At 69.3% G+C, this 23620-nt stretch carries 22 protein-coding genes; 15 read left to right on the top strand and 7 right to left on the bottom strand.

Annotated features, from left to right (window positions below; translation table 11 throughout):
• Window positions 1-209 precede the first annotated feature (209 nt).
• On the top strand, window positions 210-929 hold the full coding sequence (locus WI697_RS07835) for a GntR family transcriptional regulator (protein ID WP_345958048.1): 720 nt from the start codon (window positions 210-212) through the stop codon (window positions 927-929).
• Between the two features lie 12 nt (window positions 930-941).
• Window positions 942-2765, top strand: coding sequence for an allophanate hydrolase (gene atzF / locus WI697_RS07830; RefSeq protein WP_345958047.1), 1824 nt, complete (start codon window positions 942-944; stop codon window positions 2763-2765).
• 32 nt (window positions 2766-2797) lie between these two features.
• On the opposite strand, the gene WI697_RS07825 is transcribed toward atzF, so the two are convergent.
• Both WI697_RS07825 and WI697_RS07820 read right to left on the bottom strand, forming a co-directional pair.
• Window positions 2798-3136 (bottom strand): STAS domain-containing protein, encoded by a 339-nt coding sequence (locus WI697_RS07825; RefSeq protein ID WP_345958046.1) that lies wholly within the window; start codon window positions 3134-3136, stop codon window positions 2798-2800.
• 97 nt (window positions 3137-3233) lie between these two features.
• Window positions 3234-3917: an NTP transferase domain-containing protein gene (locus WI697_RS07820; protein WP_296719251.1), complete on the bottom strand. Its 684-nt coding sequence runs from the start codon at window positions 3915-3917 to the stop codon at window positions 3234-3236.
• Between the two features lie 233 nt (window positions 3918-4150).
• Between WI697_RS07820 and sugE the strand changes: the two genes are divergently transcribed.
• The 10 genes from sugE (at window position 4151) to pepN (ending at window position 14067) form a co-directional block, all read left to right on the top strand.
• The gene (sugE, locus tag WI697_RS07815) at window positions 4151-4471 is read left to right on the top strand and encodes a quaternary ammonium compound efflux SMR transporter SugE (protein ID WP_062763325.1); all 321 of its coding nucleotides are present in this window, start codon (window positions 4151-4153) and stop codon (window positions 4469-4471) included.
• A 165-nt stretch (window positions 4472-4636) separates the two neighbouring features.
• Window positions 4637-4990, top strand: a complete 354-nt coding sequence (locus tag WI697_RS07810; protein WP_062763323.1) for an HPF/RaiA family ribosome-associated protein — start codon at window positions 4637-4639, stop codon at window positions 4988-4990.
• Between the two features lie 339 nt (window positions 4991-5329).
• A complete protein-coding gene (locus WI697_RS07805; protein ID WP_345958045.1) occupies window positions 5330-6346 on the top strand; it encodes a TRAP transporter substrate-binding protein in 1017 nt (338 codons plus the stop codon).
• 16 nt (window positions 6347-6362) lie between these two features.
• Window positions 6363-6839 carry a TRAP transporter small permease subunit gene (locus tag WI697_RS07800; RefSeq protein WP_345958044.1) on the top strand — a complete coding sequence of 159 codons (477 nt, stop codon included), beginning with the start codon at window positions 6363-6365 and terminating at the stop codon, window positions 6837-6839.
• A complete protein-coding gene (locus WI697_RS07795) occupies window positions 6836-8140 on the top strand; it encodes a TRAP transporter large permease (protein ID WP_345958043.1) in 1305 nt (434 codons plus the stop codon). Before WI697_RS07800 ends, WI697_RS07795 begins: the two co-directional genes overlap by 4 nt.
• A gap of 4 nt (window positions 8141-8144) precedes the next feature.
• The gene (locus WI697_RS07790; protein ID WP_345958042.1) at window positions 8145-9740 is read left to right on the top strand and encodes an AMP-binding protein; all 1596 of its coding nucleotides are present in this window, start codon (window positions 8145-8147) and stop codon (window positions 9738-9740) included.
• 129 nt (window positions 9741-9869) lie between these two features.
• The gene (locus tag WI697_RS07785; protein ID WP_062763313.1) at window positions 9870-10160 is read left to right on the top strand and encodes a hypothetical protein; all 291 of its coding nucleotides are present in this window, start codon (window positions 9870-9872) and stop codon (window positions 10158-10160) included.
• 38 nt (window positions 10161-10198) lie between these two features.
• Window positions 10199-10966 carry an AzlC family ABC transporter permease gene (locus tag WI697_RS07780; RefSeq protein WP_345958041.1) on the top strand — a complete coding sequence of 256 codons (768 nt, stop codon included), beginning with the start codon at window positions 10199-10201 and terminating at the stop codon, window positions 10964-10966.
• The gene (locus WI697_RS07775; RefSeq protein ID WP_014744727.1) at window positions 10966-11286 is read left to right on the top strand and encodes an AzlD domain-containing protein; all 321 of its coding nucleotides are present in this window, start codon (window positions 10966-10968) and stop codon (window positions 11284-11286) included. Before WI697_RS07780 ends, WI697_RS07775 begins: the two co-directional genes overlap by 1 nt.
• A 117-nt stretch (window positions 11287-11403) precedes the next feature.
• Entirely contained in the window at window positions 11404-14067 is a 2664-nt protein-coding gene (gene pepN, locus WI697_RS07770; protein WP_345958040.1) for an aminopeptidase N, read from the top strand.
• Window positions 14068-14130: 63 nt separating this feature from the next.
• Here pepN and WI697_RS07765 read toward each other — a convergent pair whose 3' ends face one another.
• Window positions 14131-15309, bottom strand: a complete 1179-nt coding sequence (locus tag WI697_RS07765) for a methyl acetate hydrolase AcmB (RefSeq protein ID WP_345958039.1) — start codon at window positions 15307-15309, stop codon at window positions 14131-14133.
• A 276-nt stretch (window positions 15310-15585) separates the two neighbouring features.
• On the opposite strand from WI697_RS07765, the gene WI697_RS07760 reads away from it, so the two are divergent.
• Window positions 15586-16587, top strand: coding sequence for a helix-turn-helix transcriptional regulator (locus tag WI697_RS07760; RefSeq protein WP_345958038.1), 1002 nt, complete (start codon window positions 15586-15588; stop codon window positions 16585-16587).
• 97 nt (window positions 16588-16684) lie between these two features.
• Here the strand turns inward: WI697_RS07760 and WI697_RS07755 are convergent, their stop codons facing one another.
• The gene (locus tag WI697_RS07755; protein WP_345958037.1) at window positions 16685-18034 is read right to left on the bottom strand and encodes a globin-coupled sensor protein; all 1350 of its coding nucleotides are present in this window, start codon (window positions 18032-18034) and stop codon (window positions 16685-16687) included.
• Window positions 18035-18231: 197 nt separating this feature from the next.
• On the opposite strand from WI697_RS07755, the gene WI697_RS07750 reads away from it, so the two are divergent.
• Window positions 18232-19053, top strand: coding sequence for a YdcF family protein (locus WI697_RS07750; protein ID WP_345958036.1), 822 nt, complete (start codon window positions 18232-18234; stop codon window positions 19051-19053).
• A 153-nt stretch (window positions 19054-19206) separates the two neighbouring features.
• Window positions 19207-21432: a sensor domain-containing diguanylate cyclase gene (locus tag WI697_RS07745; RefSeq protein ID WP_345958035.1), complete on the top strand. Its 2226-nt coding sequence runs from the start codon at window positions 19207-19209 to the stop codon at window positions 21430-21432.
• 4 nt (window positions 21433-21436) lie between these two features.
• Here WI697_RS07745 and WI697_RS07740 read toward each other — a convergent pair whose 3' ends face one another.
• From WI697_RS07740 to moaA, 3 genes are read right to left on the bottom strand one after another with little or no spacing between them, the layout of a single operon-like run.
• Entirely contained in the window at window positions 21437-21640 is a 204-nt protein-coding gene (locus tag WI697_RS07740) for a DUF1289 domain-containing protein (RefSeq protein ID WP_296719293.1), read from the bottom strand.
• A gap of 49 nt (window positions 21641-21689) precedes the next feature.
• A complete protein-coding gene (locus tag WI697_RS07735; protein WP_062763353.1) occupies window positions 21690-22472 on the bottom strand; it encodes an NAD kinase in 783 nt (260 codons plus the stop codon).
• Between the two features lie 55 nt (window positions 22473-22527).
• Entirely contained in the window at window positions 22528-23571 is a 1044-nt protein-coding gene (gene moaA, locus WI697_RS07730; RefSeq protein WP_345958034.1) for a GTP 3',8-cyclase MoaA, read from the bottom strand.
• Window positions 23572-23620 lie beyond the last annotated feature (49 nt).

The raw sequence follows: 23620 nt of genomic DNA, 5'->3' as shown, positions 1-23620 counted from the left end.
CTGTCTATTTTATGTGCATGAATTGTATGCAATGATTAATTTATAATCATATATGAGGACGGCGCCCGAAAAATCCGGAGGAACTCTCCGGAGTTATTGAATTAATATGTTGTTTTTAAAGAGAAAAATATGACGTTTGCCGACTTGGCACTTTGCATGCAAACTCGTATGCAGCCCCTGACCCCCGCATCAGCAGTCGAAGGCCCCCGATGACCGATCAGATCCGACCCGCCGCCGACGGCCCGCCGGGCGGGCTGCGTCGCAGCCTGGCCGATACCCTTGCCCGTGCGATTGCCGACGACATCATCGAAGGCCGCCTGCTGCCGGGCGTGCGGCTTGACGAGCATGAACTGGCTGCCCGCTTCGATGTCTCGCGCACGCCGGTGCGTGAGGCATTGGGCCAGGTCTGCACCATGGGCCTGGCCGAACGCCGGCCCAATCGCGGCGTGCTGGTGATGGTGATGTCCGAGGCCCGGCTGGAAGAGATGTTCGTGGCCATGGCCGAGCTGGAGGCCGCGGCGGCCCGGCTGGCCGCCCTGCATATGACCGGCGCCGAACGCCGCGGGCTGGAGGCGCTGCATCTGGAAAGCGCCGCTGCGGTGCGGGCCGGCGCCACCGACGACTATGCCGCCTTCAACACCCGCTTCCACCAGGCGATCTATGCCGGCGCCCATAATTCCTATCTGGAGGAACTGGTCGGGTTGACCCGCAAGCGCCTGGCGCCCTTCCGGCGCGCCCAGTTCAACGTTCTGGGCCGGCTCGCCTCGTCCTGCGAGGAACATGACCGCATGGTGCAGGCCATCCTGCGCGGCGATGCCGAGGCCGCCGCGGCCGAGACCCGCGCCCATGTGCTGACGGTCAGCGCCGCCTCCGTTGCCTATGTCGGCACCCGCGCCCGCAGCACCGCCAGATCCGACCAGCCCGTTTAAGGACGTCGCCCGATGACCGACACCCTGCCTGCCGCCTTCGACATTGCCCGGCTCTCCGCCGCCTATGCCGCGGGCGAGACCGACCCCGTGACGGTGGTGCGGCTCGCCTTCGAGCGGATCCGCGCCTGGCCCGACCCTGCCGTCTGGATCCTGCTGCGCGACGAAGCGGATCTGCTGGCCGAGGCGCGGGCGCTGATGGCGCGCGGGCCCGCGGGGCTGCCGCTCTGGGGCATCCCCTTCGCGGTGAAGGACAATATCGATGTGGCGGGGCTGCCGACCACGGCCGCCTGCCCCGAATTCACCTACGTGCCTGAGCAGTCAGCCACGGTCGTGGCGCGGCTGGTGGCGGCCGGCGCCCTGCTGATCGGCAAGACCAATCTGGATCAGTTCGCCACCGGTCTGGTGGGCGTGCGCTCCCCCTGGGGTGCGCCCCGCAGCGCCTTCGATGCCGAGTATGTCTCGGGCGGGTCGAGTTCGGGATCGGGGGTTGCGGCCGCGGCCGGGCTGGTCTCGTTCTCGCTCGGCACCGATACCGCCGGCTCGGGCCGGGTGCCGGCCGCCTTCGGCAACACGGTGGGGCTGAAGCCCAGCCGCGGGCTGGTCAGCGCCGCCGGCGTGGTGCCGGCCTGCCGCTCGCTCGACTGCGTCACCGTCTTCGCCCAGACCGCCGATGATGCCGCGGCGGTGCTGGATGCGGCCGCCGGCCATGATCCGGCCGATCCCTATTCGCGCCCGGCCCCCTGGCCCGCGGGCCAGCCCCTGCCGGCGGCACCCGCGGCCTTCCGCTTCGGCGTGCCCGCCGCCGATGCGCTGGAATTCTTCGGCGACCGGCTCAACCCGCCGCTCTTCGCGGCGTCCGTCGCCCGGCTCGAAAGCCTGGGCGGCGAGGCGGTGGAGATCGATCTCGCGCCTTTCCTCGAGGTCGCGCGCCTGCTCTATCAAGGGCCTTGGGTTGCGGAGCGCACGGCGGCGGTGGGGGATTTCCTGGCCGCCAATCCCGAGGCCGGCCATCCGGTGGTGCGCGGAATCATCGAGGGCGGCCGTGGCGTGACCGCGGTCGCCGCCTTCCGCGCCATGTACCGGCTGGAAGAACTGCGCAAGGTCTGCGATGCCGTATGGGATGCGGTCGATCTGGTGATCACCCCCACGGCCGGCACGACCTACACCGTGGCGGCGCTGGAGGCAGACCCGGTGCGGCTGAACAGCAATCTGGGCTATTACACCAACTTCATGAACCTGCTGGACTATGCCGCAGTAGCGGTGCCGGCCGGGTTCCGCGACGACGGGCTGCCCTTCGGCGTGACCCTGTTCGCGCCGGCTTTCGCCGATCGCCGGCTGCTGGCGCTGGGCGACCGGCTGCACCGGGCGGCCGGGCTGACCGCCGGCGCCACGGGGCTGCCGCTTGGGCCCGCGGGCCCGCGCGGAGCGGTGGAGGCCGGGCGGACGGTCGATCTGGCCGTGGTCGGCGCCCATATGGCGGGGCTGCCGCTCAATGGCGAGCTGGTCGCGGCCGGGGCGCAGTTCGTGCGGGCGGCGACCACGGCGCCGGTCTACCGGCTGTATGCGCTGAACCAGCTGTCCCCCGCCCGGCCGGGGCTGGTGCGGGTGGACGAGGGCGGTGCCGGGATCGCGGTCGAAATCTGGCGGATGCCGGTGGCGGCGCTCGGCCGTTTCGTGACCGGCATCGCCGCACCGCTGGGTCTGGGCACGCTGGTGCTGGAGGATGGCGGCGCGGTCGCAGGCTTCATCTGCGAGGCGGCGGCGGCATCCGAGGCGCGCGACATCACCGGCCATGGCGGCTGGCGCGCCTGGATGGCGAGCCAGGCCGCGGCCTGAGATTGAGACCGGGGAGAGGAGATGCGGCGGCGTCAGCCGGCGATCTGCCGGCGCGCCGTATCCTCATCGTCCACCATCGGCAGCAGGTCGGCCAGGCCCGACATGGTGATGGTCTGGCGCACCTGATCCTGCACGCCGACCAGGATCATCCGGCCGCCGCGGCGGGTGACCGCCTTGGCATTGGCCAGCAGCAGGCGGATGCCGATCGAGGCCAGGAAGGCGACGTCGGTCATGTCGACGATCACGTTCTTCGCGGCACCGCAGGCGGTGGAGACGGGCAGTTCGGCAGTGGCGCTGCCGGCGACGTCGAGACGGCCCTCGAGCACGATCCGGGTGACGGCATCGTCGGATTTGTGGACGGTGATCTGCATCTGGGCGTGCTCCTGGTCGGAAAGGTCCGGCGGATCATGCCCGGGAATCATGACAGTTTCATGTCGGTATTATGTGATGTCGAGGTGGGGAGAGGGTTCAGCCGCGCCGGGCCGCGGCATCGGCGACCGCCAGGGCGGTGGGCGTGTTGATGTTCAGGAAGGGATCGCCGCCATCCCGGCGGGCGGGGAAGTCGGCGGCAACCGCCCCCAGCGCGGCCAGCGCCCCACCCAGAGAGGCGGCCCTGCCGCCGCCGGTGGCGCAGGCCCGGGCGGTATCGGCCAGTGCCGAGACCCTGGGCGCCAGCGCCAGCGGCCAGAGCGAGACCACCGGATGGATGCGGCCGAAACTGGCGGCGACCGCCGGGCGCGGCGGTCCGCCTGCGGGCAGGGCGGCGAGCAGGCCGCGCACCAGATCTTCGGGCAGCAGCGGCGCGTCGTTGGGTACCACCAGCAGGGCGCGGGGGCAGGGGGTGAGCGTGGCGGCCCAGGCGAGACCTGATTCGATGCCGGCGATCGGGCCGATCGGCGGGCCGGGCTGATCGATCAGCGCCCGCAGCGCACCCGAGGCGCAGCCGGGCGGCGCGTCGCCGGCAATGCGGGGGAGCGTGCGCCCGGCGCGGATGCTGATCGCCAGATGGCCGACCTGCGGGCGGATGCGGTCGATGACATGGATCAGCATCGGCCGGCCGGCGAGTTCCAGGGCACCCTTGTCGACCCCGCCCATCCGGACGGCCTGGCCGCCATTCAGGATCAGTCCCGCGATCTCCGTCCGTGCCGTCATCGCCTGTCCCTTCTGCGGTGTGCGGAGCGCTGCTTTCGCCATCTTGGCATTCCGTGGCCGCCGGGGCCAGCCATCCACGTGCTGGACGCAGGCGTCTGCGGCGGCTATATGGGTTGGCATCGTGACGCGCCGCGGAAGGACGACCTTCCGCCCGGATCCGGCTTGCCTCCGGATATCGGCTCCGGCGCCTCTGCGGGGACGACCCTGCGCATCAATGCGGGAGGTCTCCGCGCATGTCCTGGATCATTCTCGTCATCGCCGGCCTGTTCGAAATCGGCTGGGCGGTCGGGCTCAAATACACCCATGGCTTCACCCGGCTCTGGCCCTCGGTGCTGACCGTCGGGGCGATGACCGCCTCGGTGGTGCTGCTGGGCCTGGCGCTCCGCAGCCTGCCGCTCGGCACCGCCTATGCGGTCTGGACCGGCATCGGCACGGTCGGCACCGTGCTCTTCGGCATCTTCGTGCTGGGCGAACCGGCAACGGCGGCACGTCTGGCCTGCATCCTGCTGATCGTCTCTGGCATCGTGGGTTTGAAGATCCTGGCATCTCATTGAAATTAAATTGCGTTTTTGGGCTGCGGCGGGAGGTCGCAGCCCGGAACGGCCAGGAACGCAGAAGAAGTTTTTGTCAAGACGTGAACTGCGCGGGAAGGGCGCCCAAGTGGATCAATAGAGGCTGCGGCGCCTCGGCTGCAGCCCTGATCCAGATGGAGACCGATCATGACCAAAGGTTCGCCGACCATCACTTTCCGCAACCTCGACCGTTCCCCGGCGATCGAGACGGCGATACACGATCGGGCTGAGCTTCTCTACCGCATGGGCGGTCGTATCGAGCAGCTCCAGATCGTGATCGAGGCAGCGAACCGAACCCCCGACGATCGCGTGCAGGGCCTGACGGTGCGGGTGGAAATGGCCGTGCCCGGACCGGATATCGTGGTGACCCGTATCCGCCCGCGCGTCTCCGGCCCCGACGATGTGGTGCAGGTCGTCCGCGATGCGATGGATACCGCCCGCCGGCAGCTGGCGGCCCGGCTGTCGCAGCGCCGCGGCGGCCGCGAGCGCCGCATCGCCTGATCCTGCCCCCTAGGGCCTGATCCCTTCCCGAAAGGGCCTGATCCCTGCCCAGGACGGGCATGGATCGTTGCAGATCTCCAACCGGCCCGCCGGCCTCCGGCGGGCCTTTCTGTTGCCGGGGTATGCGCCTGTCCCGCGATGATCAAACCCCTTGAAAAACCATACGTGCTGATATAACCCTCACAGAAGAGATGTGCCGGTCCATTCAACCATAAGACTGTATGATCGCAGCAGACGGGTACCGGGCAGCGCATCATCGGGCGGGCACGTCAGACAGGGCGAGGGGACGGTCAGATGACGGAAACGGCAACGGGCATCCGCCGCAGGCGGATGCGGCGGATGATGACGTGTGGCCTGGCGGTGGCGTCGATGCTGCTGGGGCTGGGCGATCGGGCCGATGCGGCGGGGCAGGCGGTGCGCTTCGCCCATTGGGTGCCCACCACCCATGCGCTGCATCAGGGGGTGGAAGACTGGGCGAAGGCGGTGACCGCCGATTCGAAGGGCACGCTCGAGGTGCAGGTCTTCCCGGCCGAACAGCTGGGCAAGGCGCGCGATCATTACGACATGGTCGCCAGCGGCATCGCCGATCTGGCGCTGGTGGTGCCGGGCTACACCCCCGGCCGCTTCCCGATCGTGTCGGTGCTGGAACTGCCCTTCCTGGTGCCTTCGGCCGCACAGGCGGCGGCCCCCTTCGACAGCTGGTACCGGCCGCTCGCCCCCCGCGAAATGCCCGAGGTCACCTATTGCCTCGGCATCGTTCAGGAACCCGGCATTCTGCACAGCCGCCAACCGGTGACGGTGCCCGAGGATGTGGAGGGCATGAAGCTGCGTCCCGGTTCGGCCCTGGTCGGCCGGCTCTTCGCCTCGATGGGCGCATCCGCCGTGTCGATCAGCGCGCCCGAAGCGCGCGAGGCGGCGGCACGGGGCGTGATCGATGCGGCGACGCTCGCCTACGGCACCCTGGTCTCCTTCGGGCTCGACAAGGTGCTGAACAACCATATGGATCTGCCGCTCTACAGCGTGCCGGTGCTCTACCTTGCCAATACCCGCTGGTATCAGGGCCTGAGCGGCGATGCCAGGGCGGCGGTCGACGCCCATTGCTCGGTGGCTGACGCCGTGCGCCTGTCCACCGCCTGGGGCGATTGGGAACGCGCCGGCCGGGCGACGCTTGCCGGCCTGCCGAACCAGGTGTTCACCACTCCCGATGCGGCGCAGCGTGCGCTCTGGGCCGAAACCGGCAAGCCCTTCCGGACCCAGTGGATCGCCGATGCCACCGCCAAGGGCATCGACGGCGCTGCGGCATTGGCGGATCTCGAGGCCGCGATCGCGGCGGCACCGTCGCCCGCCGGGCGTTGACCGGATGCAGGCGGCATTGACACGAGGGGTGGCGGCCGCCGGGCGCTTCGCCGGCAGGGCGGCGGCTGCCGCACTGGGTCTTGCCGTGGTGGCGGGCGGGGTGACGGCCCTTGCCCGCTATCTTTTCGGCTATGCCGTGCCCGACGGTTTCGATCTGGTCCGGCTGACCGGCGGCATCGCCGCCTGCTGGGGGATCGCCGCCGCCATCGCGGCCGACGAGTTGATCCGGATCGATGTCGCCCGGGCCCTGCCGCGGCCGCTGGCGGCGGTGGTGGCGGTTCTGGGCGGGGCGGGGGCGCTGGCCGGCGCCGTGCTGCTCGCCCGGTCCGGCGTGCTCGGCACCGATCTGCTGCTGCGTTCGGGCGAAACCACGGCCGATCTGCAGTTGCCGCTCTGGCCCGCCCATCTGGTGATGGCGGCGGGGCTGGTGGTGGCGGCGCTGCTGGCCCTGCTGCGACTGCTGGCCCCGGTGGAGGGGGACGTGAAGACATGATCGATGGCGGGATTGCCGCCCTCGGCGGTTTCGGCGGCCTGTTTCTGCTGGCCCTGCTGCGGGTGCCGGTGGGGTTCGCCATGCTCATCGCCGGGCTGGGCGGCATTGCGGCGCTGATCGGCTTCAACCCGGCGGCGGCGGTGGCGGTGCAGTCGCCGCTGCGCACGCTGACCGGCTATGACATGCTGCTGATCCCGATGTTCATCGCGATGAGCGCGCTTGCCAACCACACCGGGCTGGGGCGAGAGCTGTACACGGCCGGCCATGCCTGGGCGGGGCGCGCGCGGGGCGGGCTCGGCCTCGCCACCATTCTGGCCAGCGCCGGTTTCGCCGGGATCTGCGGCTCGTCGGTCGCCTCGACCGCCGCCATGGCGCGGGTGGCCCTGCCCGAAATGCGGGCCCGGGGCTATGCGCCCGGCTTTGCGGCCGGCACGGTGGCCGCCGGCGGCACGCTCGGCATTCTGATCCCGCCCTCATTGGTGCTGGCCCTGTACGGGCTGTTGACGGAACAGGATATCGGCCGGCTGTTCGTGGCGGGCCTGGTGCCCGGCGTGCTGGCCGTGGCGCTTTATGCGCTGACGGTGACCCTGATCGCCCGGCGCCGGCCGGAAGCCGCCCCCGGCGGTGCGCCCGCCGGCCGGGCCGAACGCTTCGCCAGCCTGCGCGGGCTCTGGGCCGTGGCCGCGATCTTTCTCGGCATCATCGGCGGGCTGTATCTGGGTGTCTTTGCCCCTGGCGAAGCCGGTGCGATGGGCGCGCTGGCGGTGGCGGCGGTGGGGCTGATCCGCGGCCGGCTGACGCTGGCGGCCGTGGGCGGTGCCCTGACCGAGGCCGCCCGCAGTGCCGCCTCGGTGATGGTCGTGCTGATCGGCGCGCTGGTCTTCGGCTATTTCCTGGCCCTGACCCGGGCGCCCCAGCTGCTGGTTCAGGCCCTGACCGAAACCGGGCTGTCGCCCTGGGGGGTGATGGCGGCGATGCTGGCCGGGTATTTCCTGCTCGGCTGCGTTCTCGACACGCTGGCGATGATCGTGCTCACCGTGCCGATCACCTATCCGGTGGCGGTGGCGCTGGGCTTCGACCCGATCTGGTTCGGCGTGGTGGTGACCATGACGGTGGAGATCGGGCTGATCACCCCGCCTTACGGATTGAACGTGCTGGTGCTGAACACCATCGCCCGCGATGTCGGCCTTGCCACCATCTATCGCGGCGTCGCCCCCTTCGTCGCGGCCGATCTGGTGCGCGTGTTCCTGATCTGCCTGGCGCCCGGCATCGTGCTGTGGCTGCCATCGACCATGGGGTGAAGCGATGCGTCCGATCGACCCGTTCCTGCGCGGCCTGCAGCTGGCCCCCGATGCCGTCGCCGCGATCGATGTGGGAAGTGGCGGGTCGCCGCTCGATTATCGGGACCTGAACGCCAGGGTCGAGGCGCTGGCCGGCTGGCTGGCGGGGCTGCCGGTCGATGGGGCGGGGCAGCTGCGGGTGGCCGTCTATTCCCCCAATGCCGCCATGGGCTTTGCCGCCGTGCTGGCCTGCATGCGGGCCGGCGTGGTCTGGGTGCCGATCAATGCCCGCAACGCCCTGGCTGAAAATCTGTTCATCATGAACCAGGCGCGGGTGGGCGTGCTGGTGATCGCCGATGCCTTCCTGCCCGACCTGCCCGAGATCCTGGATGCGGCGCCGGGGATCGGGGCGGTGCTGCTGCTGGGGGCCGGCGATCCGCCGGAACCGCCCGCGCGGCCGTTGCAGCTGGCACGGGCGGCGGCGCTGATCGCGGCCCCGCCGCCGCCGGCGCCCGACCCGGTGCATGATCCCGACCGGGTGTCGGCGATCCTGTCGACCGGCGGCACCACCGGCCGGCCGAAGGGCGTGGTCTGGACCGACCGGATGTGGGAGGCCCTGACCCTGTCGATCTGGGCGCATATGCCCATGCCCGAAGGCGAACGGCCGGTGCATCTGGTGGCGGCACCCATGACCCATGCCGCGGGCGTGATCGCGCTGCCGCTGACGGCCGGCGGGGCCACCACCGTGATCCTGCCCAAGGCCGATCCCGTGGTGATCATGGATGCGATCGAACGCTATCGCGTGACACATCTCTTTCTGCCGCCGACGGTCGTCTATATGATTCTGGCCGACCGGTCGACCCATGGCCACGACCTGTCGTCGCTGCGCTATCTGATCTATTCCGCGGCCCCCATGGCACCCGACAAGCTGGCCGAGGCGATGGCCCTGTTCGGCCCGGTTCTGGTCCAGGGCTATGGCCAGGCCGAAATCCCGCTGATGGGCACCTTCATGAGCGCGGCCGAACATGTGGCGGCGCTGGATGCCGGGGATCATGCCCGCCTGGTTTCCGCCGGCCGGCCGGGGATCGCGTCTCAGGTTTCGATCCGCGACCCCGGGGGACGGGAACTGCCGCGCGGCGAGACCGGCGAGATCTGCTTCCGCGGCAGCCTGGTCACCCCCGGCTATGACGGCCGGCCGGAGCTGACGGCCGAACACCGTTTCGGCGACTGGCACCGCACCGGCGATCTGGGGTTCATGGACGCGGCCGGCTATGTCTCGATCGTCGACCGGGCGCGGGACATGATCATCACCGGCGGCTTCAACGTCTATTCGGCCGAGGTGGAGCGCGCCATCCTGGCCGACCCCGCCGTGCGCGACTGTGCGGTGATCGGCATCCCCGATCCGGTCTGGGGGGAGGCGGTGACCGCGATCGTCGAGCCTGCCACCCCCGATGCGGTCGATGTGCAGGCGCTGACCCAGCGGCTCCGCGCTGAACTCGGCGGGGTCAAGACCCCCAAACATGTGGAAATCTGGCCCGAATTGCCGCGCAGCCCGGTGGGCAAGGTGCTGAAGCGCAAGATCCGTGACCGCTATTGGCAGGGGCGCGAACGGCAGATCTAGATGAAAAATCCGTGGTTGTGCGCGACATCGCTTGACGCCGGGCCGCGGCTGGGGAACGGTGAGGGCCATCTGTGACCGGGCGCCTGCCCGGCGCATCCGGTTTCCTCTCTCCTCCGAGGATGCGACCCCATGTTCGCCTCGTCCTCTCCCGCGTCGGATCTGCGGCCGGTGCCGGTGCCTCGGGTGCTGGCCCTGGCCGAGGCCGATCCGCAGCGTCCCGCCGTCGAGTCCATGCTGATGGGGCTGGCGCTCGACGATCTGGCGGCCCTGCACGACCGCACCCGCAGCGCTGCGCGTGCGGCACGGGCCGCCGACGACATGCCGCGCCTGTTCGATCTGGTGCGCGGCATGAAGACCCTGCAGCGGATCGCGGGCGCACGCGGCCGGCTGCTGATGGCCCCGCCCGTCCGCCAGGGCTGATCCGGGCATTCCTCCGACCTGTCAGGACTCCCCCGCCGATGTCGGATGTCAATCGATCGGGCGACACCCCGTCGCCGGTGATCGCCGGGCTGAAACTGGCCCTGCCGATCATGGCCGCCTATTTCTCCGTGGCATTCTCTTTCGGCCTGCTTGCAACCGAATCCGGCCTGCCGGCCTGGGCGGCGGTGGCCATGTCGGTGCTGGTCTATGCCGGCGCCTCGCAATTCATGGCCGTGGCGCTGATTGCGGCCGGCACCGCCATGCCGGCAATCGTGCTGGCCGTGGGCGTGCTGAACCTGCGCCATATGGTGATGACCCTGGCCCTGCCCGGGATCCGCCCGGCGGTCGGCCGGCTGAAGCGGCCCTGGCGCATGGCGCTTTACGCCGGCATCACCGACGAGGCGTTCGCGGCGGCGAGTTTCGCCCGCGACCCCGCCGCGGCCCGGCCGGCCGCTCTGGGGACGCTGGTGCTTGCGATCTATCTGTCGTGGATCGCCGGCACGCTGGGCGGCATCGCCGCGGGTGCGCTGGTGCCGGCGGATCTGCGGGCCGCCATGGCCGCCGGGCTCTATGCCCTGTTCGTCGCCCTGCTGGTGCCGGGGTTGAAGGCGCGGCCGGCGATGGCGCTGGTGGTGAGCGCCGCGGCCATCCTGAATGCGGCCTTGAGCGCCGTGCTGCCGGCGGGCATTGCGCTGCTGGTCGCCATCCTGTGCGTGGCCGGCGGCCATGCCTTCATCTCGGGCGGCGGGTCGGCACCCGAGCCCGCCACCGATGCCGCCGGGCGCCGGCTGGGGAGGGGCGGGTGATGATGTCGGACACCCTGCTGCTGATCACCATCCTGGGCATGGCGGCGGCGACCGCCGTGCCGCGGGTGCTGCCGGCGCTGCTGCCCGCAGGCTGGCGGCCCGGCCGCCGGCTTCAGGCCTTTCTGGATGCGGTGCCCTTTGCCGCGCTGGGCGCGCTGATCGTGCCCGGCGTGTTCCAGATCGAGGGCGGGGTAACGGCCGGGCTGGCGGTCGCCGGCGCCGCGGCGGCGGCCGCCTTCGCCCGGGCGCCGCTTGCCATCACCGTCGTTATCGGTATCGCCGTCGCCTGGGCCATGGCCGGGGGTATCGTCGGCGGCTGATGCCGATGCGCCCTTGCCCCCGGCGATGCGCCCTTGCCCCCGGCGGCATGGGGGTGCAGGATCGATGCATGAGGCCGGCCCGGTGGCCGGCATCGCCTCGCTTCTACCGGGACGCGCATGAAGACCGATACGCCGAAGACCATCCTGCTCTCCGAGTACACCCCGCCGGCCTATCTGGTGCCGTCGATCGATCTGGAATTCCGGCTCGATCCGCATGCCACCCGGGTGACCGCCGTCTCGCGGATGGAGCGGACCGCCGATACGCCGGCCGATGCACCGCTGGTGCTGAACGGCGCCGGGCTCAAGCTGGTCTCGGTCGCGATCGACGGTGCGCCCGTCGGCCCCGACCGCTGGCTGCAGGAAGAGGAACGCCTGGTGATCCGCAAGGTCCCGGCCGCCTTCGAACTGACGGTGGTGACCGAGATCGACCCGGCGGGCAACACCGCGCTCGAAGGGCTCTACCTCTCCAACGGCATCTTCTGCACCCAGTGCGAGGCGGAAGGCTTCCGCAAGATCACCTATTTCCCCGACCGGCCCGATGTGATGGCGCGCTATCGCACCACCATCATCGGCGATCCGGCGGTGCTGCCGGTGATGCTGTCCAACGGCAACCCGGTGGCCGACGAGATCGGCGAGGACGGGCTCCGGCACATCACCTGGGAAGACCCGTTCCCGAAGCCCAGCTATCTCTTCGCCCTGGTGGCGGGCGATCTGGCGCTCTGCGAAAGCCCGTTCACCACCATGAGCGGCCGCGACGTCTCTCTCCGGCTGTATGTGGAGCCGCGCAACGCCGACAAATGCGAGCACGCCATGGCCTCGCTGAAGAAGGCGATGGTCTGGGACGAGCAGGCCTATGGCCGGGAATACGATCTCGACATCTACATGATCGTCGCGGTCGACGACTTCAACATGGGGGCGATGGAGAACAAGGGTCTCAACGTCTTCAATTCGAAGTACATTCTGGCCCGCCCCGACACCGCGACCGATTCCGATTACGGCGGGATCGAGGCGGTGGTCGCGCATGAATACTTCCACAACTGGACCGGCAACCGCATCACCTGCCGCGACTGGTTCCAGCTCAGCCTGAAGGAAGGGCTGACCGTTTTCCGCGAGCAGCAGTTCGTGGCCGACCACCAGTCGGCGGCCGTGTCGCGCATCCACGACGTGCGGGTGCTGCGTGCCGCCCAGTTCCCCGAAGATGCCGGGCCGACCGCCCATCCCGTCCGGCCCGACAGCTATATAGAGATCAGCAACTTCTACACCTCGACCGTCTACAACAAGGGCGCCGAGGTGATCCGCATGCTTCACACCCTGATCGGGCCCGAGGCCTTCGCCCGGGGCATGGATCTTTATTTCGAGCGTCATGACGGCCAGGCGGTGACCTGCGAGGATTTCGTCCGCGCCCATGCCGATGCCAACGAGCTGGACCTCGGCGATTTCTTCCGCTGGTACGTCCAGGCCGGCACGCCCGAGGTTTCGGTCGAAACCCGCCACGACCCCGAAAGCCGCAGCTTCGAGCTGACCTTCACCCAGACCCTGAAGCCGACCCCCGGCCAGCCGGTGAAGAAGCCGATGGTGATCCCCGTGCGCACCGCGCTGATCGGCGCCGACGGCGCGCCGCTCGCGCTCAGGCTGGCGAACGAGGCGGCGGATGCACCCGAAGCCGGCCAGACCGAGCGGGTGCTGGTGCTGGAGGATCGCGTCACCCGCTTCACCTTCGCCGATGTGGCCGAACGGCCGGTGCCCTCGCTGCTCCGCGGTTTCTCGGCCCCCGTTAAGCTGGAGACGCGCGCGGAAGATGCCGATCTGGCCTTCCTGATGGGCCATGACGACGACGCCTTCAACCGGTGGGAGGCGGCGCAGACCTATGCGATCCGGGTGATCCACCGCCTGATCGCCGATGTCGCCGCCGGCCGGCCGCTGGTGCTGCCCGCGGATTTCCGCGATGCCTTCGCCCGCACGATCGGCGATGAAAGCCTGGATCCGGCCCTGATCGCCGAGGCGTTGACCCTGCCGGGCGAAAGCTATCTGGCCGAGACCATGACCAGGATCGATGTCGAGGGCATCACCGCCGCCCGGCAGTTCGTCCGGCGCGAGATCGGCCGCAGCCTGGAAGGGCTGCTGCTGGAGGTCTTCGACCGGCTGGCGGCCGAGGATGCGGGCAAGCCCTACAGCTTCGATCCCGCCTCGGTGGGCCGGCGGTCGCTGGCCAATCTGTGCCTGGCCTATCTGGGCGCCCCGGGCGGTGCGGCAGGGCTGGAACGCGCCCGCCGGCGCTTCGAGACCGCCGACAACATGACCGATGCGCTGGGCGGGCTGCTGGTCCTGGCCGACCAGGAAGACGCGCTGTCGCAGCCGGCCTTCGACGCCTTCTATGCCCGCTGGAAGGACGAGCCGCTGGTGGTCGACAAATGGTTCATGGTTCAGGCGACGGCCTCGCGCGCCAATGCGCTGGACCATGTGCTGAAGCTGATGGAGCATCCGGCCTTTTCGATGCGCAACCCCAACCGGGTGCGCTCTCTGATCGGCGCTTTTGCCGCCAGCAATCCGCGCGGCTTCCACGAGGCCTCGGGCCGCGGCTATGACTTCCTGGCCGATCAGATCATCACGCTGGACGCCAGCAACCCGCAGATCGCGGCCCGGCTGGTGGGCCCGTTCAAGCGCTGGCGGCGCTATGACGACCAGCGTCAGGCCCTGATGCGCCAGGCGCTGGAGCGCATCGCCGCCCGCCAGGGCCTGTCGCGCGATGTCTACGAGATGGTCAGCAAGTCGCTGGCCTGATGTCGCGCGACTGACCGGGAAGGGGCGGCACCGTCACGGCGCCGCCCCCTGTTTTTGTCCCCGTCAACTGTGGCGATAGACCGCGGTTTCGAAGGCGAGATAGCCGCCGACCGAGGCGGCATCGGCGAAGGGCAGGATCTGCGTCGCCCAGAATCCGCCGAGCCCGTTCTGCCGGTCGATCCAGTAGAAGAGATTGGCGAGCCCCGCCCAGGCGAGCGCGCCCGCCGGCCGGCCGGTGGGGGCGGGCTCGTCGTTGATCATGAAGGTCAGCCCCCAGGATTTGGGCATGCCGGGGAAAAACTCGGCGTCGTTCGACAGGGCGGGGATCACGCCGGGCAGCATCTTGATCTTCATCTCGCCCAGCCCGTTCTGTTCCGCCATCCGCACGGTCTCGGGCCGCAGCACCGGGCCCTCGGGGCCCATACCGTCATTCAGCCACATGCGGATGAATTTCGTGTAGTCGGTGGCGGTCGATTGCAGGCCATGGCCGCCCATATGGATCTCGGGATCCTGGGGCAGCATGAAGTCGGGCAGGGGCGTCAGGCTGCCATCGGCCCCGCGCTGATGCATCGCCGCCAGCCGCGCACGCATGTCGGCGGTCATGGTGAAGGCGGTGTCGGTCATGCCCAGCGGGTCCAGGATCCGGCTCTGCATCACCTCGCCCAGGCGGCGGCCGGTGATCGCCTCTACCACCCGCCCGGCCTGATCGATATTGCTGCCATATTCCCAGGCCTCGCCCGGATCGAACAGCAGCGGCGTATCGAGCGCCGCCGCCGTGGCGGTGATCACGCTCGGCTGGCCCCTTGTGGTGGCCAGGCGCTCGTAGACCGGGTTGAAGAAGTCATAGCCGAAGCCGGCGGTGTGCAGCAGCAGCATGCGGGTGGTGATCTCGCGCCGCGGCGCCCGCAGCCGCGGGCTGCCATCGGCATCGAAACCCTCGATCACCTGCACCCGGCCCAGCGCCGGCAGATAGTCGCGCGCCGGCGCGTCGAGGTCGAGCAGGCCGTCTTCCACCAGCTGCAACACGGCCGTGCCGGTCAGTGCCTTGGTGGTGGAGAAGATCGCGAAGACGGTGTCCGCCGTCATCGGCGCATCCCCGCCCGCGGCGCGGAGGCCTGCGGCCCCCCGATAGATGTCGCCCGCGCGATCGGTCGCCACGGCCACCACGCCCGGCAGACCGGGGCCCTCGGTCACGGCCCGGTTCAGCACCGCATCGGCGGCGGTCTTCAATGTCTCGGTCATTGCCATCCTCCCTGGACGGAGCCTCAGGCCTCTCCGCTCTCGATCCGGGCGGGGTTCGACCTTGGGGCCCATGGCGGGCAAGGGTAGCGGGCAGGGGCGGCCCGTCTCTATCCGGCATCGGCAGCGCCTGTCGGATATCGGCAGTTTCTGCACCGCAGACCCGCCTGAAACTCGCCAGCCGCCGGGTCGGGACGCTATCGTGATGGCAAAGCGCCACCCGCAAAGGGGGCAGGGGGAAGGAAGACGTCTGCGTGCTTCGACAGGGGAGGCGGGCACATGCTGAAAGATGCGCTGATCTATGACGCCCGGGGCAACCCGATCCGCCAGCATCACAAGGTGAATTCCCGCGACTGGGACGAGATCCGCGACTGGTCGAACCGGGTCTACATGCCCTATCGGGTGGCGCCCACGGGCATGGCGGCGACGCCGGATTCGACCATGCATTCGGCGCGGGTGGGGCGGATCATCGTCACCCGCTTCGCCTATGGCATTCCGGTCCGCGTGCAGGACTGGTCCGAGGATGCCGGCAATGCGGTGGTGCTGACCACCATCGCCGGCAATGCCCGCCACGCCGCGACCGCACGGCAATTCGAGGATACCGGCATCGGCGAAAGCTTCGTGGCCGATTGCAGCCGCATCGACCATCTGATCGATTTCGACCCCGACCATTTGCAGCTGAACCTGACCATCCCGCACGCGGTGCTGGAACAGGCCTGCCGCGACTGGCTGGGTTTCGTGCCGGGCGATGCGCTCTGGCAGCACAAATGCCGGATCGGCGGTCGGGGCTCGGCCTGGCTTGCGCTGATGGAATATCTGGTCCGGGCGATCGCAGAGGCGCCGGACCGGCTGGCGGCCGACCGGGTCGGCCGGCATCTGGAGCAGACGGTCTGCCTTCATCTGCTGAACGACTGGGCCGCCCGGGCCGGGCTCGACCCCGCCGAGCCGGGGCGCAGCGTGGTGCCGCGCCATGTGAGGCTTGCCGAAGCCTACATGGCCGAGCATGCGGCCAGCCCGCCGGCCATGACCGAGGTCGCCCGGGCGGCGGGCGTCAGCCTGCGCAGCCTGACCGACGCCTTCAGGCGCTTCCGCGGCTATACCCCCAGCGCCTTCCTGCGCGAACGCCGCCTGCAGGAAGTGCGCCGCCTGCTGCAGGCGGGCGGGTCGGACATGACCGTATCGCGCGCCGCCTATGCGCTGGGCTATGTCAATCTGGGGGAATTCGCCCGCAGCTATCGCGCCCGGTTCGGCGAACGGCCGTCGGAGACCCTGCGGCTTTGAACGACGAACGCCCGCAGGCCCCCTCCGGTCCTGCGGGCGTTCCTCAACCGGACGCGGGTGCGCCTTGTCCGGTCAATGGTCAGGGCTCAATGCTCCGTCAGTCGCGGTTGGCCCGCAGCCGGTTCATGAAGCCGGTCATCTCGGTCGACAGATGGTTGGCGCGGACCTCCAGCATCCGGGCGGTTTCGGCCACTTCGTCCGCGGCCGTCTTGGTATCGGCGTTCACCCGCTCGATGCCCGACACGCCGCGGGTCACCTCGCGGGTGCCGGACGAGACCTGCTGAATGTTGAGCGCGATATCGCGGGTGGCGGCGCTCTGTTCCTCCACCGCCGCGGCGACACCGGTTGCGATCTCGTTCATCCGCCGGATGGTTTCGGCAATCTTGTCGATCGCCTGGGCGGTGGCCGAGGCGACATTGCGCATGTCGCCGACCTGGGCGCTGATGTCCTCGGTCGCGCGTGCCGTCTGGGCGGCGAGGTTCTTCACCTCGCCCGCGACCACGGCGAAGCCCTTGCCGGCCTCGCCGGCGCGCGCCGCCTCGATGGTGGCGTTCAGCGCCAGAAGATTGGTCTGTTCGGCGATGTCGTTGATCAGCTGGACGATTTCGCCCACCTTGCCGGCGGCACCCAGCATGCCCGAGACGGTGGTCGTGGTCTGGCGGGCATCCTCTACCGCCTGCCGGGCGATTTCCGACGACTGCGACACCTGACCGGCGATCTCGCTGATCGAGCGCGACAATTCCTCGGATGCGGCGGCCACCGCATCGACATTGGCGGCGGCCTGCTCTGCGGCGCCGGCCACGCTGCTCGCTTCGGACCGCGCCATGTCGGCCGCACTGGTCAGCCCGTTCGAGGCACCGCCCAGCCGGCCGACCGTCTGGGTCAGATCCTCGACCACGCCGCGGATCGAGGCGTCGAGTTCACGCGCCGCTTCAAGACGTGCTGCGCGCACCTGCGCCATGACGCCGGTGATGTACTGCTCCATCGCCAGATCCATGTCCAGGAACACCACCCGGCTCACTGCCGACATGGCCCGCTCCCGCTTGTCGTGCGACCAGCGATAGCTTCGCGAAATGGCGGCCAGCAGGCGCTGCAGCACCATCTGATAACCGCCCATATACCAGCGCGGCTCCAGCCCGATGCGGACATGAGCATTGCCGATCCGGGTGGCGCGCGCGACATAGTCGGCGTCGAACCGCCCGGACATCAGCGCCGTCCAATGCGCCTTCTGGGACGTTTTCAGATGGTCGACCATCCCCGGCTTCGCGATCAGCGCCTGCATCGGCGGGTAGGTCGCGAGCGTGCGGTAGAAAACGTCCAGAAGATCCTCGATCTCCGCCTCGATCACCGGCCGGACCAAAGCGAGATCGGCGATGGTGGCGGCATCGATGCCGAGGAAACGCAGACGCTCGGCGTCGAGCGCGGAAGCGGTGACGGGCGAAGCCATGATATGAGGGACCAACCTGTTGGTTCGTGACACTTTTCTGGGGTTCGCCCACGGCCTGTCGCCGGCCGTGAGGCGAACCGATACGAAATCTTAAGGCTGAGAGGGTTGATAAATGATTACGGAATGCGTATCCGGCTTGGGCGGACGCCGGCTTGACCGGTGTCTGCGCCACCCCATCACGGACAGGATTTCCGACCATGTTCTTTTCGCTGTCGAAGCTGGTCGGGCATCTGATCCTGCCGGTCACGCTGGTGCTGATCATGCTGTCGGCGGCGCCCCTGATCCGCTGGCTGGGTCTGCGCCGTCTGGCACGGTTCTGCGGCACCGCCGGCGGGCTCGCCCTGATCGTGATGCTCTTCACGCCGTTGGATAACTGGCTTCTCTCTCCTCTGGAGGATCGGTTCCCACAGATGGAGCGACAGGCGGTCGTTGATGGGGATTTCGCCGGCATCATCGTTCTCGGCGGCGCCGAAGACGGGCGGTTGACCCGGGCCCATGGCCAGCCTGCGGTCGGATCGGGGGCCGAACGCTTCATCGAGGCGGCGATCCTGTCCCGGCTGCGCCCCGACCTGCCGGTGGTCTTCACCGGCGGCAGCGGCTTCTACAGCGATCCCGAGGCGAGCGGCGGGCCGGTGGCCGAGGCGCTGCTGCGGGATCTGGGGGTGCCGGCCGATCGCCTCGTCATCGAAGGCCGCAGCCGGGATACCTGGGAGAACGCGACCTTCAGTCGCAGCCTCGTCGGGGACGTGGCAGGTCGCCCCTGGATCCTGATCACCAGTGCGTATCATATGCCGAGATCATACGGCGTGTTCATAGCCGATGGCTGGAATGTCCAGGCATACCCGGTGGACTACAATGCTCCGGGCCCGATCTGGGGGTGGAACGACTATCGGTTCGTCGATCGCCTGTGGCAGATCCATACGGCGGCGCGTGAGTGGCTGGGTCTGCTCGCTTACAGGCTGACCGGGCGCCTGGACGATATCTTTCCCGCTCCGGTGGTTCATCCGGTGTTTGAATGAACAGCGTGTTTTGATTTAACAAGGATGCTGTTGTGCAGGCCGCGGCACATCATTATACCTGTCTGTTGGCGGGAGTTTTGCCGAAGGAATGCACGCTGCAATTTGCATGACTTCGGGATCTTTGGGCAAGAGGCGGCGACCCGAAGTGAGGCCATGCGAAACATTGGTATCAGACAGCTGGCACTGGCACTGACGGTCATGACCGTCCTGCCCCTGATGGCGGTTCTGGGCTGGTCGGTGATCACCACCGGCCGGCTGGATCAACAGCGCGTCGGCGAGCAGTTTTCGGTGACGACGCATACCGCCGCTCAGGAGCTGCGCCAGCGGATCGATGCCGCCCGGCAGCTGATCGCGGCGATGGCGGCGGGCGGCGTGCCGGGCATGAATGATCCGGATTGTGATGCGCGCTTCGCCCAGCTGGTGCATCTGCGACCGATCTACAACAACATGTTCGTCACCGACCTCTCAGGCCGGATCGTCTGCTCGGCACGGCCGATCCCCTCGGCGGACGGCCAGCCGGCCAGCCTGGGGGCGCGGCCCTATTTCGCGGCCGGCATGCGGGCCACCGATCCCCTGGTCGCAGGCTGGCTGCCCGGCCTCGCCAATGGTCGTCCGATTCTGCCGGTGGTGATGCCGGTCCGCGATGCGCAGGGCCGGCCGGTCGCCATGGTCGGGGCGTCGATCGACCTGCTGGCCTTCGTGCAGGGGATCCGGGCAGAGCTGCCGGCGGATACCGGGGTGACGCTCTGGTCGCCCGAGGGAGCGCTGGTCACCCATGCCGGCCCGCTGCCGCCGCCGGATCCGAAGGAAACCGCGCCTCACCTGCAGTCGCAGGGGCTTGGTGCGGCTCTGGCTGCCGACGCCGGCTCGGCGATCCCGATTCTCGGCCTTCCCGCCGTGCAGGACCTGCCCGAACGGGTGATGATGCTGGAGACGGTGTCCTTCGGCGAAGAGGCGCTGACCATCGGGATCTCAATGGACGAGGCACGGCTGTTCGGCCCGGTCCGGGCGCTGATGTCGAGCAATTTCGTCCTGGCGCTCTGGCTGGCGGCCGGCCTGGTTATCCTGTCGATGGCGGTGATGCGCATGGTGCTGGTGCGTCCGCTCGGCCGCCTGTCGCATTATGCCAAGGCCATGGCCAGGGGAGAGGCGCCCCGCCATATTCCGGATGTCTCGAAGGTGCGCGAAATCAGCGATCTGGCCTCCACCCTGGATGCTCTTTTCGCCGATCTGGCCGAGCGCGAGACCCAGCGCAACCGGGCGGAAGAAGCGCTGCAGCGCGCCCTGGCGGGCATGGAGCGGACGGTGGCGGCGCGCACGGCTGAACTGGCGGATGCGCACGAGGCGGCGCGCCTGCGGGCGCGTGACCTGGAGCGCGGCCGCAACCGCGAGCGGATCGCCGGTCGGATGACCGATCTCATCCAGTCCTGCGCCTCGGTCGACGAGGCGATGGGCGTGCTGGCGCGGATGATGCCGTCGCTGTCGAACGGCGATCGCGGCCGGGCCTTCCTGCACCGGCCGGGCCAGACCGCGCTGGAACCGGCGGCGCTGTGGGGCGAGCCCCTGCTGCCCGGGCACAGCATCACCGAGGACGACTGCTGGTCGCTGCGCCTGGGCCATGCCCATGTCAGCCGGGCGGAGGGCACGATGCCGATCTGCCGGCATCTGGACGGCGTACCGGGGCGGCATCTCTGCGTGCCGCTGATCGCCCATGGCGAGATCCTGGGAATGATCACGCTGGAACGCGATGGCGTCGACGACCGCACCGACTGGGCCGAAGACGAAATCGCGGCCCTCGACCGCGTGGCGTTGTCGATCGCCAACGTCAAGCTGCGCGAGACGCTGCGCGGCATGACCATCCGCGATCCGCTGACCGGCCTTTACAACCGTCGTTTCGCAGACGAAACCCTGGTCCGCGAGGTTGCCGTGGCGCGCCGCGACGGCCGGCCGCTGGCGGCGGTGATGGCCGATATCGACCATTTCAAGCGCTTCAACGATGCCCACGGCCACGAGGCCGGCGATCGGGTGCTGCGGATGACCGCCCGGGTGATGGCCGATCACTTCCGCCGCAGCGATGTGGTCTGCCGCTATGGCGGCGAGGAATTCCTGATCCTGATGCCGGGCGCCACCGCCGCCGATGCCGCGGCACGGGCCGACGCCTTCCGCCGTGCCCTGGCCGGGACGGTGGAAGAAAGCGGCGATGCGGCATTGGGGCCGGTCACCATCTCGCTCGGCGTTGCGGTCTTCCCCGACACGGTGACCGACGATGGCCGCCTGATCGCGGCTGCGGATGCCGCGCTCTACGCCGCGAAGCATGCCGGCCGCAACCGGGTGATGCTGGATGGTCAGGTGCAGCCCGCCGACAAGCTGACGGGCTGATCCGTCACCTGGCCGCGCCGGCCGGTACCACCCGCCCGGCGCGGATGTCGCGGCGGCGATCCTCGACATGCTCCAGGATCGTCTGTTTGCCGTCGTCATCCAGCCGGCGCCAGACGCGGATCTCGTCGATGGTGCGATAGCAGCCTTCGCACCAGCCGGTGACGGTGCTGATGCGGCAGACATTGACGCAGGGCGAGGCGACGGTCATCGGGCAGCGGGGCTCCGGCTCTGTGGGGCAGGGGGCTCTGTGGGTCGGGTCAGGGTTCGAACTGTTCGCGCAGAATGCGCTCTTCCAGGCTGTGGCCGCGATCGAACAGCAGGGTCAGTTCACGCGCGGGATCGCGGGCGACATCCACCCGGCGCACGTCGCGAACCTCGGTATAGTCGGCAACCGCGCTGACCGGCCGTTTCATCGGCTCCAGGATCTCGAAGGTGATGGTCGCGGTATCCGCCAGCAGGGCGCCGCGCCAGCGCCGCGGCCGGAAGGCGCTGATCGGCGTCAGCGCCAGCACGCCCGCGCGCAGCGGCAGGATGGGGCCGTGTGCCGACAGGTTGTAGGCGGTGCTGCCGGCGGGGGTGGAAACCAGCGCGCCATCGGCGATCAGCATCGGCTGGCGCTCGATGCCGTCGACCAGAATGCGCAGCTTGGCGGTCTGGCGGGTTTCCCGCAGCAGGGACACCTCGTTGATGGCCAGTGCCCTGTGCTCGGTGCCGTCGACCGTATAGGCGCGCATCAGCAGCGGGTAGATCGTCGCCGGCACGGCCTCGGCCAGGCGCTGGTCCAGCCCTTCCACCCGAAACTCGTTCATCAGGAAGCCGACCGTGCCGCAATTCATGCCATAGATCGGCACATCGCGGTGCATGAAGCGGTGCAGGGTCTCCAGCATCAGCCCGTCCCCGCCCAGCGCCACGATGACCTCGGCGGTTTCGGGCGGGACTGTGGCATAGGCGGCTTCGATCGCCGCGCGGCCGGCGCAGGCCTCTTCGGTATCGCCCGCGACCACCGCAAAGGTGGGGATGCGGCCGGCGGCGGCCGGCATCGGGGCGGTGCCGACCGTTGCGACACCCTGGGGCGGGATCTGGGTCATCTGCCGGTCAGCCGCCCGTCATGCTCATATGCCGGGTGAGGGCCGGGGCGGCGCCCCGGCGCTCGATCACGAAATCATGGCCCTTGGGCTTGGCGTCGATGCCCCGGCGGATGGCCGCGAGCAGGGGCGCGTCGTCGTCCGGGCTGGCGCGGAGCGGCTCGCGCAGGTCGACCTGATCATCCTGGCCCAGGCACATATACAGCCGTCCGGTGCAGGTGACCCGAACCCGGTTGCAGCTTTCGCAGAAATTATGGCTGAGCGGGGTGATGAAGCCCAGCCGGCCGCCGGTTTCCGCGATCCGCACATAGCGGGCCGGCCCGCCGGTGCGGTCGGGCAGATCGGTCAGGGTGAAGCTGGCCTCCAGCCTGCGGCGGACCTCGGCGAGGGAGAGATACTGGTCGACCCGGTCCTCGTCGATCTCGCCCAAGGGCATGGTCTCGATCAAGGTGAGGTCGAAGCGGTTCTCGCCGCACCAACGGACCATGTCCTCGATCTCGTCTTCGTTCTCGCCGCAGAGCGCCACCATATTGATCTTGACCGCCAGCCCCGCCGCCTTGGCGGCGGCGATGCCGTTCATCACCCGATCGAGCGTGCCCCAGCGGGTGATGCGCTGGAAGCGCACCGGATCGCGACTGTCGATCGACACGTTGATCCGCCGCACCCCGGCCCGGTAGAGCCCTTCGGCATGGCGGTCGAGCTGGGTGGCGTTTGTGGTGAGCGTCAGTTCGTCCAGCCGGCCGGCGGCGACGTCCCGGCCCAGCTCGCCGATCAGATCCATGATCCCGCGGCGGACCAGCGGCTCGCCGCCGGTCAGGCGCAGCTTGCGTACCCCCAGGGCCATGAAGGCGCGCGACAGCCGGGCCAGTTCTTCCAGCGTCAGCAGATCGGCCTTGGGCAGGAAGGTCATGCTTTCGGCCATGCAGTACACGCAGCGCAGATCGCAGCGGTCCGTGACCGACAGGCGCATGTAGTGCACATGCCGGCCGAAGGGATCGACCAGCGACGGGCGATCGCTCAGGGAGATGGGGGAGGCATTGCGGATCTGGCTCACTGCGGCGGCTCGCTCGTCCGGAGGCCCGTCATGGAAAGGCCGTCATCAG

The sequence above is a fragment of the Tistrella mobilis genome (assembly GCF_039634785.1).
In the GTDB taxonomy this organism is placed as follows: Bacteria; Pseudomonadota; Alphaproteobacteria; order Tistrellales; family Tistrellaceae; genus Tistrella; species Tistrella mobilis.
The sequence above is the reverse complement of the archived record's forward strand: the minus strand, read 5'-3'. Positions and strand labels throughout refer to the sequence as shown.

Bases quoted from the DNA above. Each gene is read 5' to 3' on its own strand.
- WI697_RS07755 (WP_345958037.1), bottom strand. From the start codon at position 18,034: ATGGCTTCGCCCGTCACCGCTTCCGCGCTCGACGCCGAGCGTCTGCGT.
- WI697_RS07765 (WP_345958039.1), bottom strand. From the start codon at position 15,309: ATGACCGAGACATTGAAGACCGCCGCCGATGCGGTGCTGAACCGGGCC.
- WI697_RS07805 (WP_345958045.1), top strand. From the start codon at position 5,330: ATGATGACGTGTGGCCTGGCGGTGGCGTCGATGCTGCTGGGGCTGGGC.
- WI697_RS07745 (WP_345958035.1), top strand. From the start codon at position 19,207: ATGCGAAACATTGGTATCAGACAGCTGGCACTGGCACTGACGGTCATG.
- WI697_RS07780 (WP_345958041.1), top strand. From the start codon at position 10,199: ATGTCGGATGTCAATCGATCGGGCGACACCCCGTCGCCGGTGATCGCC.
- WI697_RS07820 (WP_296719251.1), bottom strand. From the start codon at position 3,917: ATGACGGCACGGACGGAGATCGCGGGACTGATCCTGAATGGCGGCCAG.
- WI697_RS07735 (WP_062763353.1), bottom strand. From the start codon at position 22,472: ATGCCGGCCGCCGCCGGCCGCATCCCCACCTTTGCGGTGGTCGCGGGC.
- pepN (WP_345958040.1), top strand. From the start codon at position 11,404: ATGAAGACCGATACGCCGAAGACCATCCTGCTCTCCGAGTACACCCCG.
- WI697_RS07740 (WP_296719293.1), bottom strand. From the start codon at position 21,640: ATGACCGTCGCCTCGCCCTGCGTCAATGTCTGCCGCATCAGCACCGTC.
- WI697_RS07795 (WP_345958043.1), top strand. From the start codon at position 6,836: ATGATCGATGGCGGGATTGCCGCCCTCGGCGGTTTCGGCGGCCTGTTT.
- WI697_RS07775 (WP_014744727.1), top strand. From the start codon at position 10,966: ATGATGTCGGACACCCTGCTGCTGATCACCATCCTGGGCATGGCGGCG.
- sugE (WP_062763325.1), top strand. From the start codon at position 4,151: ATGTCCTGGATCATTCTCGTCATCGCCGGCCTGTTCGAAATCGGCTGG.
- WI697_RS07810 (WP_062763323.1), top strand. From the start codon at position 4,637: ATGACCAAAGGTTCGCCGACCATCACTTTCCGCAACCTCGACCGTTCC.
- WI697_RS07750 (WP_345958036.1), top strand. From the start codon at position 18,232: ATGTTCTTTTCGCTGTCGAAGCTGGTCGGGCATCTGATCCTGCCGGTC.
- WI697_RS07785 (WP_062763313.1), top strand. From the start codon at position 9,870: ATGTTCGCCTCGTCCTCTCCCGCGTCGGATCTGCGGCCGGTGCCGGTG.
- atzF (WP_345958047.1), top strand. From the start codon at position 942: ATGACCGACACCCTGCCTGCCGCCTTCGACATTGCCCGGCTCTCCGCC.
- WI697_RS07760 (WP_345958038.1), top strand. From the start codon at position 15,586: ATGCTGAAAGATGCGCTGATCTATGACGCCCGGGGCAACCCGATCCGC.
- WI697_RS07825 (WP_345958046.1), bottom strand. From the start codon at position 3,136: ATGCAGATCACCGTCCACAAATCCGACGATGCCGTCACCCGGATCGTG.
- WI697_RS07790 (WP_345958042.1), top strand. From the start codon at position 8,145: ATGCGTCCGATCGACCCGTTCCTGCGCGGCCTGCAGCTGGCCCCCGAT.
- WI697_RS07835 (WP_345958048.1), top strand. From the start codon at position 210: ATGACCGATCAGATCCGACCCGCCGCCGACGGCCCGCCGGGCGGGCTG.